The 14,626-nt window shown below is 69.9% G+C and carries 13 protein-coding genes; 6 read left to right on the top strand and 7 right to left on the bottom strand.

Annotation, left to right across the window (positions count from 1 at the left end):
* Positions 1-153: 153 nt before the first annotated feature.
* Genes ACFYYH_RS05390 through ACFYYH_RS05370 form a run of 5 tightly spaced genes read left to right on the top strand, consistent with a single transcriptional unit; the run spans position 154 to position 8,279 of the window.
* Positions 154-1,410, top strand: coding sequence for a glycosyltransferase (locus tag ACFYYH_RS05390; protein ID WP_388546358.1), 1,257 nt, complete (start codon positions 154-156; stop codon positions 1,408-1,410).
* Positions 1,407-3,095, top strand: coding sequence for an ArnT family glycosyltransferase (locus ACFYYH_RS05385; protein WP_388546170.1), 1,689 nt, complete (start codon positions 1,407-1,409; stop codon positions 3,093-3,095). Before ACFYYH_RS05390 ends, ACFYYH_RS05385 begins: the two co-directional genes overlap by 4 nt.
* Entirely contained in the window at positions 3,092-4,498 is a 1,407-nt protein-coding gene (locus tag ACFYYH_RS05380; protein ID WP_388546167.1) for a glycosyltransferase, read from the top strand. Before ACFYYH_RS05385 ends, ACFYYH_RS05380 begins: the two co-directional genes overlap by 4 nt.
* Positions 4,486-7,116, top strand: coding sequence for a galactose oxidase-like domain-containing protein (locus tag ACFYYH_RS05375; RefSeq protein WP_388546164.1), 2,631 nt, complete (start codon positions 4,486-4,488; stop codon positions 7,114-7,116). Before ACFYYH_RS05380 ends, ACFYYH_RS05375 begins: the two co-directional genes overlap by 13 nt.
* A complete protein-coding gene (locus ACFYYH_RS05370) occupies positions 7,080-8,279 on the top strand; it encodes a transcriptional regulator (protein WP_388546356.1) in 1,200 nt (399 codons plus the stop codon). Before ACFYYH_RS05375 ends, ACFYYH_RS05370 begins: the two co-directional genes overlap by 37 nt.
* A 122-nt stretch (positions 8,280-8,401) precedes the next feature.
* Here the strand turns inward: ACFYYH_RS05370 and ACFYYH_RS05365 are convergent, their stop codons facing one another.
* The 5 genes from ACFYYH_RS05365 to ACFYYH_RS05345 all read right to left on the bottom strand — a co-directional run bounded on the left by ACFYYH_RS05365 (position 8,402) and on the right by ACFYYH_RS05345 (position 12,257).
* Positions 8,402-8,848 carry a hypothetical protein gene (locus ACFYYH_RS05365; protein ID WP_388546161.1) on the bottom strand — a complete coding sequence of 149 codons (447 nt, stop codon included), beginning with the start codon at positions 8,846-8,848 and terminating at the stop codon, positions 8,402-8,404.
* A 43-nt stretch (positions 8,849-8,891) separates the two neighbouring features.
* Positions 8,892-9,068 carry a hypothetical protein gene (locus ACFYYH_RS05360; RefSeq protein WP_388546158.1) on the bottom strand — a complete coding sequence of 59 codons (177 nt, stop codon included), beginning with the start codon at positions 9,066-9,068 and terminating at the stop codon, positions 8,892-8,894.
* Positions 9,065-9,541, bottom strand: coding sequence for a hypothetical protein (locus ACFYYH_RS05355; protein ID WP_388546155.1), 477 nt, complete (start codon positions 9,539-9,541; stop codon positions 9,065-9,067). The genes ACFYYH_RS05360 and ACFYYH_RS05355 overlap by 4 nt, the downstream gene beginning before the upstream one ends.
* A gap of 168 nt (positions 9,542-9,709) precedes the next feature.
* A complete protein-coding gene (locus ACFYYH_RS05350; protein WP_388546153.1) occupies positions 9,710-10,915 on the bottom strand; it encodes a helix-turn-helix domain-containing protein in 1,206 nt (401 codons plus the stop codon).
* A 121-nt stretch (positions 10,916-11,036) separates the two neighbouring features.
* Positions 11,037-12,257, bottom strand: coding sequence for a helix-turn-helix domain-containing protein (locus ACFYYH_RS05345; RefSeq protein WP_388546150.1), 1,221 nt, complete (start codon positions 12,255-12,257; stop codon positions 11,037-11,039).
* A gap of 107 nt (positions 12,258-12,364) precedes the next feature.
* Between ACFYYH_RS05345 and ACFYYH_RS05340 the strand changes: the two genes are divergently transcribed.
* Complete coding sequence (locus tag ACFYYH_RS05340) at positions 12,365-12,985, top strand: 2'-5' RNA ligase family protein (RefSeq protein WP_388546147.1); 621 nt, start codon at positions 12,365-12,367, stop codon at positions 12,983-12,985.
* Positions 12,986-13,094: 109 nt separating this feature from the next.
* Here ACFYYH_RS05340 and ACFYYH_RS05335 read toward each other — a convergent pair whose 3' ends face one another.
* Positions 13,095-13,568: a carboxymuconolactone decarboxylase family protein gene (locus ACFYYH_RS05335; protein WP_388546144.1), complete on the bottom strand. Its 474-nt coding sequence runs from the start codon at positions 13,566-13,568 to the stop codon at positions 13,095-13,097.
* A gap of 179 nt (positions 13,569-13,747) precedes the next feature.
* A complete protein-coding gene (locus ACFYYH_RS05330; protein ID WP_388546141.1) occupies positions 13,748-14,500 on the bottom strand; it encodes a hypothetical protein in 753 nt (250 codons plus the stop codon).
* Positions 14,501-14,626: the final 126 nt, after the last annotated feature.

The following is a 14,626-nucleotide window of genomic DNA, read 5'->3' as shown; positions in this document are numbered from 1 at the left end:
CTGATCGGCCCCCCGACCGTCACAGGTCGGCCCTATTGTCTTCACAAGAGGTGCAACAGGTGGCCATGGGGGGCCCGTTGCGCGAGGGGGATGACGGGTGCGCCGGCGGCCAGGGGGGCCTTGCCGCGGCCACCCGGGCCGAGGGGGGCCGTGTTGTACACGTCTGTGTTCGTCGCTGCCATTTCACTGGCGCTGTTCTGGATGGCCGCGTTCACGCTCTGGTGGCAGATGCATGCCTGGCGTACGCCGGAGACGCTGGCCGCGACCAAGTTCGCCCCGCCCGACGGGGGCCGGGCCGGCTCGTTCTCGCTGCTCCTGCCCGCCCGGCACGAGCAGGCGGTGCTGGAGCACACCGTGGAACGGCTGCTCCAGTCCAGCCACACCGACTTCGAGATCATCGTCATCGTCGGACACGACGACCCGGAGACCGCCGCGGTCGCCGAGCGGGCCGCGGCCCGTGACCCGGACCGCGTCCGGGTCGTCGTCGACACCCACGAGGCGAAGAACAAACCCAAGGCGCTCAACACCGCGCTGCCGCACTGCACCGGCGAGGTCGTCGGGGTCTTCGACGCCGAGGACCAGGTCCATCCCGAGCTGCTGACCCATGTCGACCACGCCTTCCGCTCCACCGGCGCCGATGTCGTCCAGGGCGGCGTCCAGCTCATCAACTTCCATTCGAGCTGGTACAGCCTGCGCAACTGCCTGGAGTACTTCTTCTGGTTCCGCAGCAGGCTCCATCTGCACGCGCAGAAGGGCTTCATCCCGCTCGGCGGCAACACCGTCTTCGTACGGACCGAGGTCCTGCGCACGGCCGGCGGCTGGGACCCCGACTGTCTGGCCGAGGACTGCGATCTGGGCGTACGGCTCTCCAGCGCCGGCAAGAAGGTCGTCGTCGCGTACGACTCGGACATGGTGACCCGCGAGGAGACACCCGGCTCGCTGATGTCCCTGCTCAAGCAGCGCACCCGGTGGAACCAGGGCTTCCTTCAGGTCTACCGCAAGAAGGACTGGAGACAACTGCCCACCCCGGGACAGCGGATGCTCGCCCGCTACACCCTGATGACCCCGTTCCTCCAGGCGTTCACCGGACTGGTCATCCCGCTCAACGTGGGCATCGCGCTCTTCCTGGACGTACCGGTGACGATCGCCTTCATCACCTTCCTGCCGCTGGTCACCGCGATGGTCACCTTCGTCTTCGAGGTCGTCGGGCTGCATGACTTCGGCAAGCAGTACGGACTCCGGGTCCGGCTCACGCACTATCTGAAGCTCATCCTCGGCGGCCCCTTCTACCAGGTGCTGCTCGCCGGAGCGGCGATCCGTGCCGTCTGGCGCGAGCAGCGGGGACGCAGCGACTGGGAGCTGACCAGTCATACCGGCGCGCATCTCCTCCGAGAGGACGTCCACGCGTGACCTCCACCCTTCCCGCGGTGACGACGGATCAGGAAACCGCCGTCACCGCGCAGCCGAACGATGCCCGGAACGCCGAGGACACCGCCGGCGAGCGGGACGGGCGGACGCCCGGCAACAGACGGCTCACGGTCCGTCCCGTGGTGCGCTTCCGCCGCTCCCGTCCCGATCTGCTGCTCTGCGGAGCGCTGCTGGTCGCGATCCTGCTGGTCCAGGGCTGGAACATCCAGCACTATCCGACGCTCAGCGACGACGAGGGCACCTATCTCGCCCAGGCCTGGGCGGTCCAGGAGGGCAAGGGCCTCGCCCACTACACCTACTGGTACGACCATCCGCCGCTCGGCTGGATGCAGATCGCCTTTCTGACCTGGCTGCCCTCGCTCCTCTCGCCCGAGTCGATGACCGTCGCCCCGATGCGGTTCGCGATGCTGCTGGTCAGCGCGGCCGGCGCGGTGCTCCTCTACATACTGGCCCGCCGGCTGTGGCTGCCGCGCTGGGCCGCGGGACTGGCGATGGTCCTCTTCGGGCTCTCCCCGCTCTCCGTGGTGCTCCAGCGGGAGATCTTCCTCGACAACATCGCCGTGATGTGGATGCTGCTCGCGTTCTGCCTGGCGGCCTCGCCGCACCGCCACCTCTGGCACCACTTCGCGGCCGGGATCGCCGCCGCCGTGGGGGTGCTCACCAAGGAGACCATGCTGGTCGTCCTGCCCGCGCTGCTGGTGACGATGTGGCGCTTCAGCCATCGCGACACCCGTAAGTTCGCCCTCACCGGCGCGATCACCGCCTGCGCGCTCATCGGGCTCTTCTATCCGCTGTTCGCGCTGCTCAAGGGCGAACTGCTGCCGGGCGGCGGGCATGTCTCGCTCTGGGACGGCATCACGTACCAGATGAGCCGGCCCGGCTCCGGCTTCATCCTCGACCCCGGCAGCGGCTCGTACGGAGTGCTTCAGTCCTGGCTGTACTACGACCGGGTACTGCCGCTGGGCGGTGTCGCCGGTGCCGTCCTGCTGATGGTGACCCTCCGCTGGTCGGTCACCGCGCGGGCGCTGGCCGGCCCCGCGCTCGCCGTGGTGATCCTCACCGCCGTCGCCCTGCGCCCCTCCGGCTATCTGCCCGCGATGTATGTCATCCAGGCGATGCCGTTCCTGGCGCTGGTGCTGGCGGGCGGTGCGGCGAGCGTCACCCACGCCGTGCTGCGCAGACGGCGCGAGGGCCGGGAGAGCGGAAAGCTGACCGTCGTACGCTGGACGGCGCTGGCCGCCCTGGCCGCGACCGCCGCCGTGTATGTGGCGCCCCGCTGGTACGAGGGCAACCGCACCGCGCTCACCGCCGACGCCAACGCCCCCTACCGGGCCGCCGCCTCCTGGATGGCGAAGGAGGTCCCCGACCCGTCCCGGGCGCGGGTGCTCGTGGACGACGCGCTCTGGCTCGACCTCGTGCACGCCGGATACGAACCGGGCCTGGGCGCGATCTGGTTCTACAAGGCCGACCTCGACCCGGCCGTCACCGAGACCATGCCCCGAGGCTGGCGCGACCTGGACTATGTGGTCGCCTCCCCGACAGTACGGCGCGACGCGCGTGACCTGGCCACTGTGCGGGACGCGCTGGCCCACTCGGACACCGTCGCCGTCTTCGGCGAGGGCGAGGACCGGATCGAGATCCGGCAGATCGTGGGAGGCGAACGATGAGCATTCTTCCCCCCACCGGCGCCGGGGAACTCGGCGAACCGGAGCTGAACCCCGTCTCCCCGCTCCCCGCGGGCCCGCGCAGAGGGGAGAGGCGGGACCCGGAAGCCACGGCCGTGGCCGAGCCGGGAGCCGTCACCGTCATCATCCCGACCTTCAACGAGTCGGGAAACGTACGGGAGTTGCTGCGCCAGCTCACCGACGCCGTACCGGCCAGGCTGCCCTGTGAGGTGATCTTCGTCGACGACTCGACGGACGACACCCCCGAGGTGATCGTGGCCGCCGCGCAGGACTGCCCGTTCCCCGTCGAGGTGATCCACCGGCAGACCCCCGAGGGCGGTCTCGGCGGGGCCGTCGTCGAGGGGCTCAAGGCCGCGGGCTCCGAGTGGATCGTCGTCATGGACGCCGACCTCCAGCATCCGCCCGCCCTCGTCCCCGATCTGGTCGCGGCCGGTGAGCGCGAGCGCGCCGATCTCGTCGTCGCCAGCCGCTACATCAGCGGCGGCAGCCGGGCCGGACTGGCCGGCGGCTACCGGGTCGCGGTCTCCCGGGCGGCGACCTGGCTGGCCAAGGGGATCTTCCCGGCCAGGCTGCGCGGGATCAGCGACCCCATGAGCGGGTTCTTCGCGATCCGGCGCTCGGCGGTCACCGCGGAGGCGCTGCGCCCGCTCGGCTACAAGATCCTGCTGGAACTGGCGGTGCGCTGCCGGCCCGAGCAGCCCGCCGAGGTGCCCTTCGTCTTCCGGGACCGGTTCGCGGGTGAGTCCAAGTCCTCCGCCAGGGAAGGGCTGCGGTTCCTGCGCCATCTCGTGGAGCTGCGGACGGCCTCACCGCTCGCCCGGATGACCGTCTTCGGACTGATCGGCCTCACCGGTTTCGTGCCGAATCTGCTCGCGCTGTACGGGCTGACGCTCGCCGGGCTGCACTATCTGCCGGCCGAGGTGCTGGCCAACCAGTTCGGCGTGGCGTGGAACTTCCTGCTGATCGAGACGCTGCTCTTCCGCAGCAGACGGGCCCACCGGCACTGGGCGGACCGGGTGGGCCGGTTCGCGCTGATCGCCAACGCCGATCTGCTGCTCCGTATCCCGCTGATCGCGCTCTTCGTCTCCCGGATGGGACTGGCGGTGCTGCCGGCGACGGCCCTGGCGATGCTGGCCACGTTCGTGCTGCGGTTCGTGGGGACGGAGGCGCTGGTGTATCTGCCCAAGCGCGGGCGGCGCGCCGCCGCCGCCCGTGGGCCGGTGAGCGGGCGCGCGGTCGACCTCGTCGGGGATGCCGGGCGTTTCGAGGGCCCCGGGCGTTTCGAGGGTGTCGGTCGTTACGAGGGCCCCGGGCGTTACGAGGGTGCCGGGCGTTACGAGGGTGTCGAGATCATCGAGGGGGGAGCCGCGCGATGGGAGCACTGAGATTCGGGCGGAAGCCACGTGCGGCGGGGGCGGGGGCGGGGGCCGCCGGCTCCGTACGCCCGTTCCGCAGGCCGCCCGCCCGGCGCAGCCGCAGGACCGCCCTGCTCGCCGTCGCGGCGCTCACCGGCGGGCTGCTGCTCAGCGCACAGCAGCCCGCCGCGGCCGGGGTGAACCTGGTCAAGAACGCCGGTTTCGAGACGGCGGGCGCGGGCGCCGGAGCGATGCCGTACTGCTGGGAGCAGTCCGGCTGGGGCGACAACGACTTCACCTTCGCGACCGTCGCCGACGCCCACTCCGGCACCAAGGCGCTCAGGGTCGAGCTGACCCGCCGGGTCGACGGCGACCGCAAGGCGCTGATCACGGAGTCCGTGGCGTGCGCGCCCGATGTGGTGCAGGACCGGCAGTACGACCTGTCCCTCTGGTACAAGTCGACCACCCCGGACGCGGCGATCACGCTCTTCCGGCATGACACCACGGCCGGCTGGCAGTACTGGACCGACCTCAAGACCCTGGACCTGAGCGCCGGTTACCAGCGGGCCGAGGTCCGTACCCCGGTCGTGCCGCCCGGCACCGACCGGATCACCTGGGGCGTGTCCGTCTACGGCACGGGCAGTGTGACCACCGACGACTACGCGATGGAAGAGGTGGCACCGCCGCCCGTCGAACCCGACTGCACCGGGACGCCCCAGGAGTGCGCGGACGGGAAGTGGGAGGTCCTGCCGACGGAGAACCCCGTGCGTTCCATGCACTCGGTGGTGCTCCACAACGGCAAGGTGCTGCTGATCGCCGGGTCGGGCAATAACACGGACATGTTCGAGGCCGGTACGTTCACCTCCGCCGTGTACGACCCGGAGGACGGTTCGTACCACACGGTCCCCACGCCGGACGACATGTTCTGCGCCGGCCATGTCCAGCTCTCCGACGGCCGCGTCCTGGTGATGAGCGGCAACAAGGGCTATCCGTCGGCGGACGGCACCGTCGGCTACCAGGGGTACAAGGACTCGTACGTCTTCGACCCCGCCACCGAGACGTACACCAGGACCAACGACATGAACGACGGCCACTGGTACCCGTCGGCCACGATCATGGGCAACGGCGATGTGCTGTCCTTCGGCGGGCTGCGCGAGGACTCCAGCGGTTCGGTGACCGCCGAGCGCTGGTCCGCCGCGCAGGACGCGTGGCTGCCGCTGTGGCAGGTCAACCAGACGTGGTCGTACTGGGGTCTGTACCCGTCCATGATCCTGATGCAGGACGGCCGGCTCTTCTACTCCGGCAGCCATGTATTCGGCAACGGCACCCCGGGCACCGGGTCCTCCATCTACGACTACGACGCCAACACCGTCACGGATGTGGCCGGGCTCCAGAACAAGGACGAGCGCGACCAGTCGGCCAGTGTGCTGCTGCCGCCCGCGCAGGACCAGCGGGTGCTGACCATCGGCGGCGGCAACATCGACTCCAACCCGGAGGCGAACCGGCTGACCGACCTGATCGATCTCAAGGAGCCCAGCCCCCAGTACACCCCGGGTCCGCCGCTGCCGCAGGGCACGGTCGATCTTGGCAACGGCCCGCAGCCGCAGACCGGGGCGCAGGGCAAGATGTACGGTTCCGCGGTGCTGCTGCCCGACGGCACGGTCCTGGAGACCGGCGGGGCGCTGCACAACCGGGCGAACCCCGTCTACGAGTCGTCGATCTTCGACCCGCGTACGGACACCTTCGACCCGGTGGCCGTGGACCCCGAGGCGCGCGGCTACCACTCCTCGGCGTTCCTGCTCCCGGACGGCCGGGTCATGACGACGGGCGACAACCCGGGCAACGGCACCTGGAACCATCAGGTGTCGCTGTACACCCCGCCGTATCTGCTCAAGGGGCCGCGCCCCGAGATCACCTCGCTGACCGACGACCAGTGGCAGTACGGGGACACCCAGCGGATCACGGTGGACCGGCCCATCGCCAAGGCGGAGCTGATCCGCCCGGCCGCGGTGACCCACTCGTCCGACCCCAACCAGCGGTTCGTGGATCTGCCGCTCACGGTGGACGGGAACACCGTCGATCTCAATGTGACGAGCAACCCGAATCTGGCGCCGCCCGGCTGGTACATGCTGTTCGCGGTCGACGCCAACGGCGTTCCCTCGGTGGCCGAGTGGGTACGCCTCGGCGGTCCGCCGGCGCTCGCGAAGCAGTCGGCGGGACCGCATGGGGCGGGGGCGGCGGATTCGGCGGGATCTGCGGCGGGATCGGCGGCGGCGGGATCTGCGGCGGATTCGGCGGCGGATTCGGCGGGGGCGGCGGATTCGGCGGGGGGAGCGCACGCGGCACACGTGCACGACTTCGCGGGTGACCTGGCGAAGCCCGCCAAGAAGCCGCAGAAGAAGCGGACCTCGGCGCCCGTGAGCCCGCAGATCGCGGGCTGCGACCGGCACTACGGCTCGGCGGACGTCTGCGTCCCCACGGTCTTCCCGGAGACGGTGAAGGCGACGACGAAGGCGCGCTGCGACTGGCTGGCGGAGAACGCGTACGGGCGGCTGAAGGTCAACGGCAAGGACGACCCCCTGCGCCTGGACCCGGACAAGGACGGCACGGCCTGCGGAAAGGGCGACGTGCGGCAGACCAGGGGCTGAGGCCCCGTCCGCCCCCCGGGTGCCGCGGCGCTGCGGCACCCGGGGGCTCCGTCTGCGCCTGGGGCTCCGTGGGCGCTGCCCTCGTTTACAACTCTTCCTACGTGACTACCGTGGAAGTAGTGGCCGACCTGGGGAGCGCCGACGTGGACCGACGAAAGATCCTTTCAGCCGCGCCGTTTGCGGCCTTTGCTGGGGTAGGACCGTCGCGGGACTGGCTCGTGAACACTCTTGACCAAGAGCAGGAACCGGGGTCGCGTGTGCGGCTCGAAGACGTCTCGGCCGTGAAGAACATGTTCGCCACCTTCCAGCGGATGGACATCTTCCAAGGCGGCGGATCAGGCCGGCTGGTCCTGGCCGAGTACATGACGCAGCACGTGTATCCGCTCCTGCGCCGTACTCATGGTGAGGAGGTGCGGCGTGCTCTGTGCGAGGCAGCGGCCGAGCAGACGTACCTGCTGGGCTGGATGGCGTACGACAACGGGGAGAGCAGGGCCGCGCAGAGGTACCTGACCCAGGCGCTTCGCCTCGCCCAGGAATCGAAGGATGCCGCCCTGGGCGCGCATGTCCTCGCGGGGATGGCGGACCAGGCGACGCTGCTCGGTGACCCCGCCGAGGGCCGTCGACTGGCGCAGGCGGGGCGGCATGGGCTGGCGCGGGCGCACTCGCCCGCGTGCCTGGCGGATCTGTGGTGCCTGGAGGCGCGGGCACTCGCCCTGCTCGGCGAGAAGTCGGCTGCGGCGCACGCCGTCGCGCAGTCCGAGAAGGCGTACGAGCGAGTGCGGCTCGATGAAGAACCGGCCTGGGCCGCGTTCATCGACCCTGCCTATCTCCACGGCGAGCACGCGAACACCTTCCGCGACCTGGACGACCCGTTGGCGGCCGAGGAGCATGCGCGGCGGTCCATCAACCACGCCAAGAAGCAGCAGCGAGCGCGTCGAGGGGCGATGTCGCAGGCCGCTCTGGCGGTCTCCCATCTGCAAAGGCGCGATCTCGATTCAGCGTATGCCGCCGGTATCCGTACGTTGTCCCTGACCAAGCGCGTGAAGTCGTCGCGGGCCGTCGAGGCTGTGCAGGACCTGCAACGGCGCATGCAGCCGTTCGGCGCCCATCGGCTGGTTGCAGACTTCAACGAGAGGGCGCGTGACCTCGTCACCGCGGCGTAGTCGCGACAACGTCCCGGGCCGACGACCCGTCGGGACCCGGGTGCCGCGCCTGCTGCGACACCCGGGTTTCCGGTGGCTCCGAGGCTTCCGGGCCTCGGGTGTCGGCCGTTGCGCGGGCCCTGCTACGGGGGGTGTGGGCAGCCGCTACAGGGGTGGCGTGGGTCGAGGGTGCCGAGGCTGCGGCCGGGGCCGGGGCCGGGGCCTGGGCCGGGGCCTGGGCAGAGGTCGAGGGTGCGGGTGATGTAGCGGCCGTCGACGGAGTAGTAGAACCAGTCGATTTCTCCGCCGTGGTCGAGTCGTTCCCGTGCCTGGGCGAGTACGTCTTCGGGGAGCGGGGTTCTGGCGGCGCGGGGGTACTCCTGGAGGGTGGTCTCCAGCCAGGCGTATGCGTCGTCGGCCGTGGTGTGTGTGGTGAGGACGGTGGCGGTTTCGGCGATGCGTCTCAACTGGTCTTCGGGGCTGAGTGGTTGGGCCTCGACGGGGGTGACGCGGGGCTTCGGGTCGCTTCCGGGCCGGCACCGGGGGCCGTTCCAGGCGTAGCCGTGCCAGTGCGCCGGGGGGTTGTCCATACGGGGGGTCATCTCCACGGGCGGTCCGGACGTAGGAAGGTGCTCATGGCTCCCGCGCGTCACGGGCGTTGAGGAAGTTCCGCCAAGCGTGTTCCCCCTCGGAGCAGCGCCGACCGCCGGAGCAGCGCGAGCACTCCGCCGCGTGGGTTATGTACTCCCCGTAGCAGCCGAGAAGACGGCCCGCGTCGGCCAGCAGACGGCGGAGTGCGAGCGCGGTCACGGCGCGGCCTCGACGCGCCGGTGGCCGGCATCGAGCAGGTCGGCCACGGCGTCCGCCGAGCACAGCCTCCCGACGGTCTCGACGGGCACGGCCCAGTACGCGGCGACGGCGGTCGGTTCCGTACGGTCCGTCCTGGGGATACCGAGCCACCCGCCGCTCCCGCGCACCACCGCGAGCGGCGACCGCCATGTCTCGCAGGTCCCGGTGGGCACGAGCGCGTAGTACCAGGAGCCCGGCTGGCAGATCACCGGCCCGCCGAGGACATCGGCGAGGACGGCGTTCACCTCGTCCGGTTCGGTACGGCCGACCGCGGCGAGCACCAGCTCCCGGGGCATCCGCACGGCGTCGTACGCGCCCCCGGTACGCAGGATGGCCGGTCTGCCGTCCGCCCAGTCCGCGCGGGCGATGTCCGGTACGTGAGTGGACGACAGGAGCCATCGCATGATGGCCCTTTCGGTCGTGTGCGTCGTCATGATCGGCTCCTGGGCTGCACATGGCGCGGCGCCGACCATGACCTGTGGGCGGTCGGCCGACGCCGCCTTATGCGGTCACGCTATGGAGTGGTGTCATCACAGCCCAGTGGCAGAATGCCCTACCCGGAATCTCAGTTGCCCTCCAGCTAGGACGTGTTGTCCTACCGGTCAGAGAGCCGGGTCGACTCCCAGGCGCGCCGCGAGGCCCCGTAGCGGGGTATTGCGCCGACGTTCCGCCTCCAGCATCTCCCGCACCGTGGCGGCAGCCAGCGTCTGGAACCGGATCCACTCCGGCTGGTCCCGCTCCACCTCCAGCAGTGTGTCCAGGGCACCGTCGACATCCCCGGTCTGGTACTGGGCCTGCGCCACATCCACTCGGTACGCGGCGGAGTGGACGGGCCTGGTGATGTCTTCGACGTCGACCTTCCGCGACAGCCTCAGCGCCTCGGCGGGCTCGGGCTCCTGTCCCGCCAGGGCGATATTGACCTGCTGTGTAAGGACATCCACCACGGAGAACGCGCTGCCGTAGGCGTGCACTGATCCTGACCGGGTCGCCGCGGCCTCGGCCATGTTCAGGAAGACATTGGCGTCAGCTCGGTTGTCCCGCCGCGCCGCCGGTGTGGCGGCCGCGACCAGCAGATTTCCGTAGACGGCGAATTGCTCGGGAGTCGCATGCCGGAAGCTGGGCTCCAGCGCGTCGGCCTTCCGTTCCGCGACGTCCTGGGCCTGTTCCCAGCGGCCCTGCCGGAGGAGAACCCACGACAGGGTGGAGATGGCCATGCCTTCCATCAGTGGGTCGGACGCGCGTTGTGCGGCGGCCAGTTGCTTCTCGACGGCGGCGAACGCCCAGTCCGGATGGCCGGCCTGCGCGGAGAGTGAGGCGGCCAGTTGGTACGCGAGCGCGAGCTTCTGCCACACCTGCTCCGTGTCGCTCTCGCGGGCGATGGCTCGCCCGTCGCGGAGCAGGAGCGGGAGCGTGTCGGAGAGGCCGGTGTACTCGCCCGACCAATACTGATCGGTCGCGTCCTTCACGGAGCTGGTCCACGTCTCCGCGTCCGGGGGGTCCTCAAGGTTGTCGTCGGCGAGCACGCCGGGCAGAGCGGTGATGTCCTGGACGGCGTCGCGCAGGGCGATGAGGCCGCCGTCCTCGGAGAGTTCTCGGGTCACGGTCGGCTGTCCCACCAAGCGCTCAAGCTGGACGTCCAGGGCACGAGCGAGGGCGCGCAGGGTGTTGATGCGCGCGGACTGCCTGACGTTCTGCTCCAGCTTCCGGATGGTGTCGACGTGTACGTCGGCGCGCTCGGCAAGCTGCTCCTGAGTGACGTCGCGGAACTCCCGCAGAGCACGGACGCGGTCACCAATCGTGGTGTTCATATGGGCTCCCGCCAGGGGTTGTCCATCCACGGTACTGCTCCGAGTCCGTATGACACGTGGGAACACCTATCGCTCGGCTGACGGCGTCTCCGCGTTCGTGGATCAGGTAAGACACCGCGTCCTATCCGATCAGGCCGAGTCGGTCGGCCAGGCCCAGGAGGGCTGTGTCGCGGCGGGAGGCGCGTTCGCGCAGGTCCTCCACGAGGCGGCGTGACGTGGAGTGGTAGCGCAGCCATTCGGGGGCGTCCTGCTCGGCCTTGAGCAGTGCGTTTCCCGAGGCTCCGTCCTTGCCCAGGTCGTTGTAGGCGAGTGCTCTGTCGACATGGAAGCGGGCGCGCCATGTCGGTGGCAGTGAGTTCAGGTCCGGGACGGTGCGCGCGGCCCGGATCGCCTCGTCGCTCTTCTCCATCTCCACCAGGAAATTGACGTTCGCGACAGCGGCGTTCGTCGGTCCGAACGGGGTGGCGTGGACCATGAGGTCCTCGCCCATGCTCGCGGCGGCCCCCTTCGCCATACGCAGCAGATCCGTCACCGTGTCGTGCCTTTCCCGCCGTGCGGCGGCGGTGGCCGCGCGCAGCAGCAGAATCCCCCACAACGCCAACTCCTCGGGAGTGGAGCGGAAGGACGGCTCGATCTGCTCGGCACGGGCAAGGGCCACCCGCTCGGCGTCGGCGAGACGCCCCTGCTTGGTGAAGACCCACGACAGAGTCGAGGCGGCGAGAGTCTCCAGATTCGGATCGTCGCACCGTCGAATCGCGGAGAGGGAACGCTCCATCGCGGTGAACGCCGCGTCTTCCTTGCCGAGCGCGGTGAGGGTCGTCGCGGCGACCTGGTACGCCACGGCGAGAACGGAGTTGGCCGCCGCCGCATCCCTTCCCGTGTAGGCGTGGGCCGCGGTACGGGCGTCCCTGATGAGCTGGGGAAGGAGCACTCCGATCTCGGACATGCGGCCGTCACGGCGGATGGTCTCCGTCGACCTCAGAGCCGCACGCAGGTCCTCGATGCTCGGCGGATCCTCCGGATCCGTGTCACCGCCCAGCAGATCGGCCACCGGGGACACGGCCTGCCGGAGCGCCAGAACGGACGGCAGCCCCTCGTCCGAGGCGTCGCGTACGTCGAAGGTGCTGGGCTGGCCGACCAGATAACTGGGTTCGGTGTCCAGGGCGCGCGCCAAAGCGTTGATGCTGGAGAGCCGGGCCGTCTTCCGGCGCCCCTGTTCCAGCTTGCGGATCACGTCGACGGACAGCCCGGCGTGTTCGGACAGTTGTTCCTGGGTCATGTTCCGCCGTAGCCGCAGTTCTGCGAGACGGTCGCCCATGCCCGATTCCGCCGTGGAACTCATCGCTACCTCCGCCAGAAGGTGAACTTCCACGGTACGCCCGCCTTGAGAGCGTCGTGGACCACGGAACCACGGACACACGACGGCGCCACCTGATTGGATTCCGGGCCATGACGACTCGGCCTGAATACATGCGGAATCACTGGTGGTGGCGCTCCGGGTGGAGCGTCGGGCGGCGGTTCTACACGTGGCATCTGGTCTTCGACGGACAGCGGGACGTCCACCGGTTCGCCCAGCAGTACCGGGCCGCGCTCACCGGAGTGGGCGGGCTCGATCCGATTCCGGAGCAGTGGCTGCATCTGACCATGCAGGGAATCGGGTTCATCGACGAGGTCGAACAGCGCGACGTCGATGACATCGTCACCGCGGCCCGCACCCGGCTCGCCTCCGTGCCGGCCTTCGACGTCACGCTTTCCGCGCCGGTCATCGACCCGGAGGCCGTACTCGTTCCGGTGCGGCCCAATGAGCCGGTACGCGCGGTGCGCGACGCCGTCCGGTCCGCGATCGGGGATGTCCTTCCCGAAGTGCCCGAAGAGGCAGAGGGGTTCCGGCCCCATGTGTCGGTGGCGTACAGCAGCGGTGACGGACCGGCGTCCGCGCTGGGTGACGCGCTGGACGCGGCGGACATCGAGCCGGCCACGGCGCGTATCGCGTCAGCGGAGCTGATTGTGCTGCACCGTGACCACCGTATGTACGAGTGGCGGCGGTACGCGCGGGTGGCGCTGGGCTGATTCTGTGCCGTGGGTGCGGCGCCCCGGGACCTGTGGGAGGGCCCGGGGCGGGGCGTGTTGCGGGTGCGGGGAGGGGGCCCGGTCCGGGGCCCGGTCGCGGGGGGTGTCGTCAGGCGAGCCGGCCGGGCTGGTAGTCGCCCGCGGGCTGCCGGACGATGACGTTCACGCGGTTGAAGGCGTTGATGAGGGCGATGATCGACACCAAGGTGGCGAGCTGCTCCTCGTCGTAGTGCTTGGCGGCGTTCGCCCACGCCTCGTCCGTGACCCCTCCGGCCGCGTCGGCGATGCGGGTGCCCTGCTCCGTCAGTTCCAGGGCGGCGCGTTCGGCGTCGGTGAACACCGTGGCCTCCCGCCAGGCGGCGATCAGGTTGAGGCGTGTCGGGGTCTCCCCGGCGTGGGTGGCTTCCTTTGTGTGCATGTCGGTGCAGAAACCGCAGCCGTTGATCTGACTGGCGCGGATCTTCACCAGCTCCTGCGTCGCGGTCGGCACCGTCGAGTCCGAGACCGCCTTGCCGGCGGAGACGAGGTGCTTCAGGGACTTGGCCGCGACCTGGCTGTCGAGGAGATTCAAGCGTGCGTCCATGGTGCGCTCCTTGCCGTTGTCGGTGGTTACACCTCCTGGACGGAACAGCCCGGCGGGATGTGACAGGAACGCATGTGACGTGGGTCTCGCCCGGCCTTCTGTCAGGCCCTGGGTCTCCCGGGCCTACGACACGACCCGGTGACGGGCGAGGAGGCCGTGCCGGCGGCGAAGGACAGGGTCTAGCCCTGGATGACCCGCTCGGCGATGCCCTTCTTGATCGTCACCTTGACGTTGAGGTTGCCGTTCTTCGCGGCCATGTCGAGGTCGTCGGGGGTGCAGTTCTCGGTTTCGGGGGTCTCGGGGTCGCCGCAGATTTCGCCGCCCTGGATCACGGTGTCTTCCGCGACGAAGAAGGGCCGGCCGCCGACCTCCAGCTTTCCGGGTGCCATGAAGGTGAGCAGGCCGGTGACCGTACCGTCCTCACGGTTGTCGGTACTGGCCTGGTCTCCCGCACCGTCCTCCCCGGACGGAGGCTTGGAGAAGAACTTCTGGAGGACCTTGACGGCTATGCCCTTCTCGATGGTCACCTCGGCGTTGAGACCGCCGTCCTTGGCGGCCATGTCCAGTTCGTCGGGGGTGCAGTTCTCGGTTTCGGGGGTCTCGGGGTCGCCGCAGATTTCGCCGCCCTGGATCACGGTGTCTTCCGCGACGAAGAAGGGCCGGCCGCCGACCTCCAGCTTTCCGGGTGCCATGTAGGTGAGCAGGCCGGTCACCGTACCGTCCTCACGGTTGTCGGTACTGGCGCCGCCGCCGTCGGCCGCCCCGGAACCGGCGTCCGCACCGGCGTCCGCACTGGCGTCGGCGCTGGCCTCCGCACCGGAAGCGGCGTCGGAGCCGGAGGGCTCACAGGCGGTGAGGAACAGTCCGGTGGCGGCCAGGAGACCGACAGCGGCCAGCGTGCGGGAGCGGGTGCGGGTGCGGCGGAGAGACATGTGGGTGCCCTTTCGGCGTTGGCGCTTTGATCTCGGTTGTTGATTTTGATCTGTCAAACGCCGTACGCGGCAAGGCGGTTCGCCGATCAGTACCTCTGTTGCACACCCATGATCAACCATCGGTAT

Source organism: Streptomyces sp. NPDC002018, assembly GCF_042890865.1.
Classification (GTDB): Bacteria; Actinomycetota; Actinomycetes; order Streptomycetales; family Streptomycetaceae; genus Streptomyces.
The sequence above is the reverse complement of the archived record's forward strand: the minus strand, read 5'-3'. Positions and strand labels throughout refer to the sequence as shown.

Bases quoted from the DNA above. Each gene is read 5' to 3' on its own strand.
- ACFYYH_RS05380 (WP_388546167.1), top strand. From the start codon at position 3,092: ATGAGCATTCTTCCCCCCACCGGCGCCGGGGAACTCGGCGAACCGGAG.
- ACFYYH_RS05375 (WP_388546164.1), top strand. From the start codon at position 4,486: ATGGGAGCACTGAGATTCGGGCGGAAGCCACGTGCGGCGGGGGCGGGG.
- ACFYYH_RS05365 (WP_388546161.1), bottom strand. From the start codon at position 8,848: ATGGACAACCCCCCGGCGCACTGGCACGGCTACGCCTGGAACGGCCCC.
- ACFYYH_RS05355 (WP_388546155.1), bottom strand. From the start codon at position 9,541: ATGACGACGCACACGACCGAAAGGGCCATCATGCGATGGCTCCTGTCG.
- ACFYYH_RS05350 (WP_388546153.1), bottom strand. From the start codon at position 10,915: ATGAACACCACGATTGGTGACCGCGTCCGTGCTCTGCGGGAGTTCCGC.
- ACFYYH_RS05345 (WP_388546150.1), bottom strand. From the start codon at position 12,257: ATGAGTTCCACGGCGGAATCGGGCATGGGCGACCGTCTCGCAGAACTG.
- ACFYYH_RS05340 (WP_388546147.1), top strand. From the start codon at position 12,365: ATGACGACTCGGCCTGAATACATGCGGAATCACTGGTGGTGGCGCTCC.
- ACFYYH_RS05335 (WP_388546144.1), bottom strand. From the start codon at position 13,568: ATGGACGCACGCTTGAATCTCCTCGACAGCCAGGTCGCGGCCAAGTCC.
- ACFYYH_RS05330 (WP_388546141.1), bottom strand. From the start codon at position 14,500: ATGTCTCTCCGCCGCACCCGCACCCGCTCCCGCACGCTGGCCGCTGTC.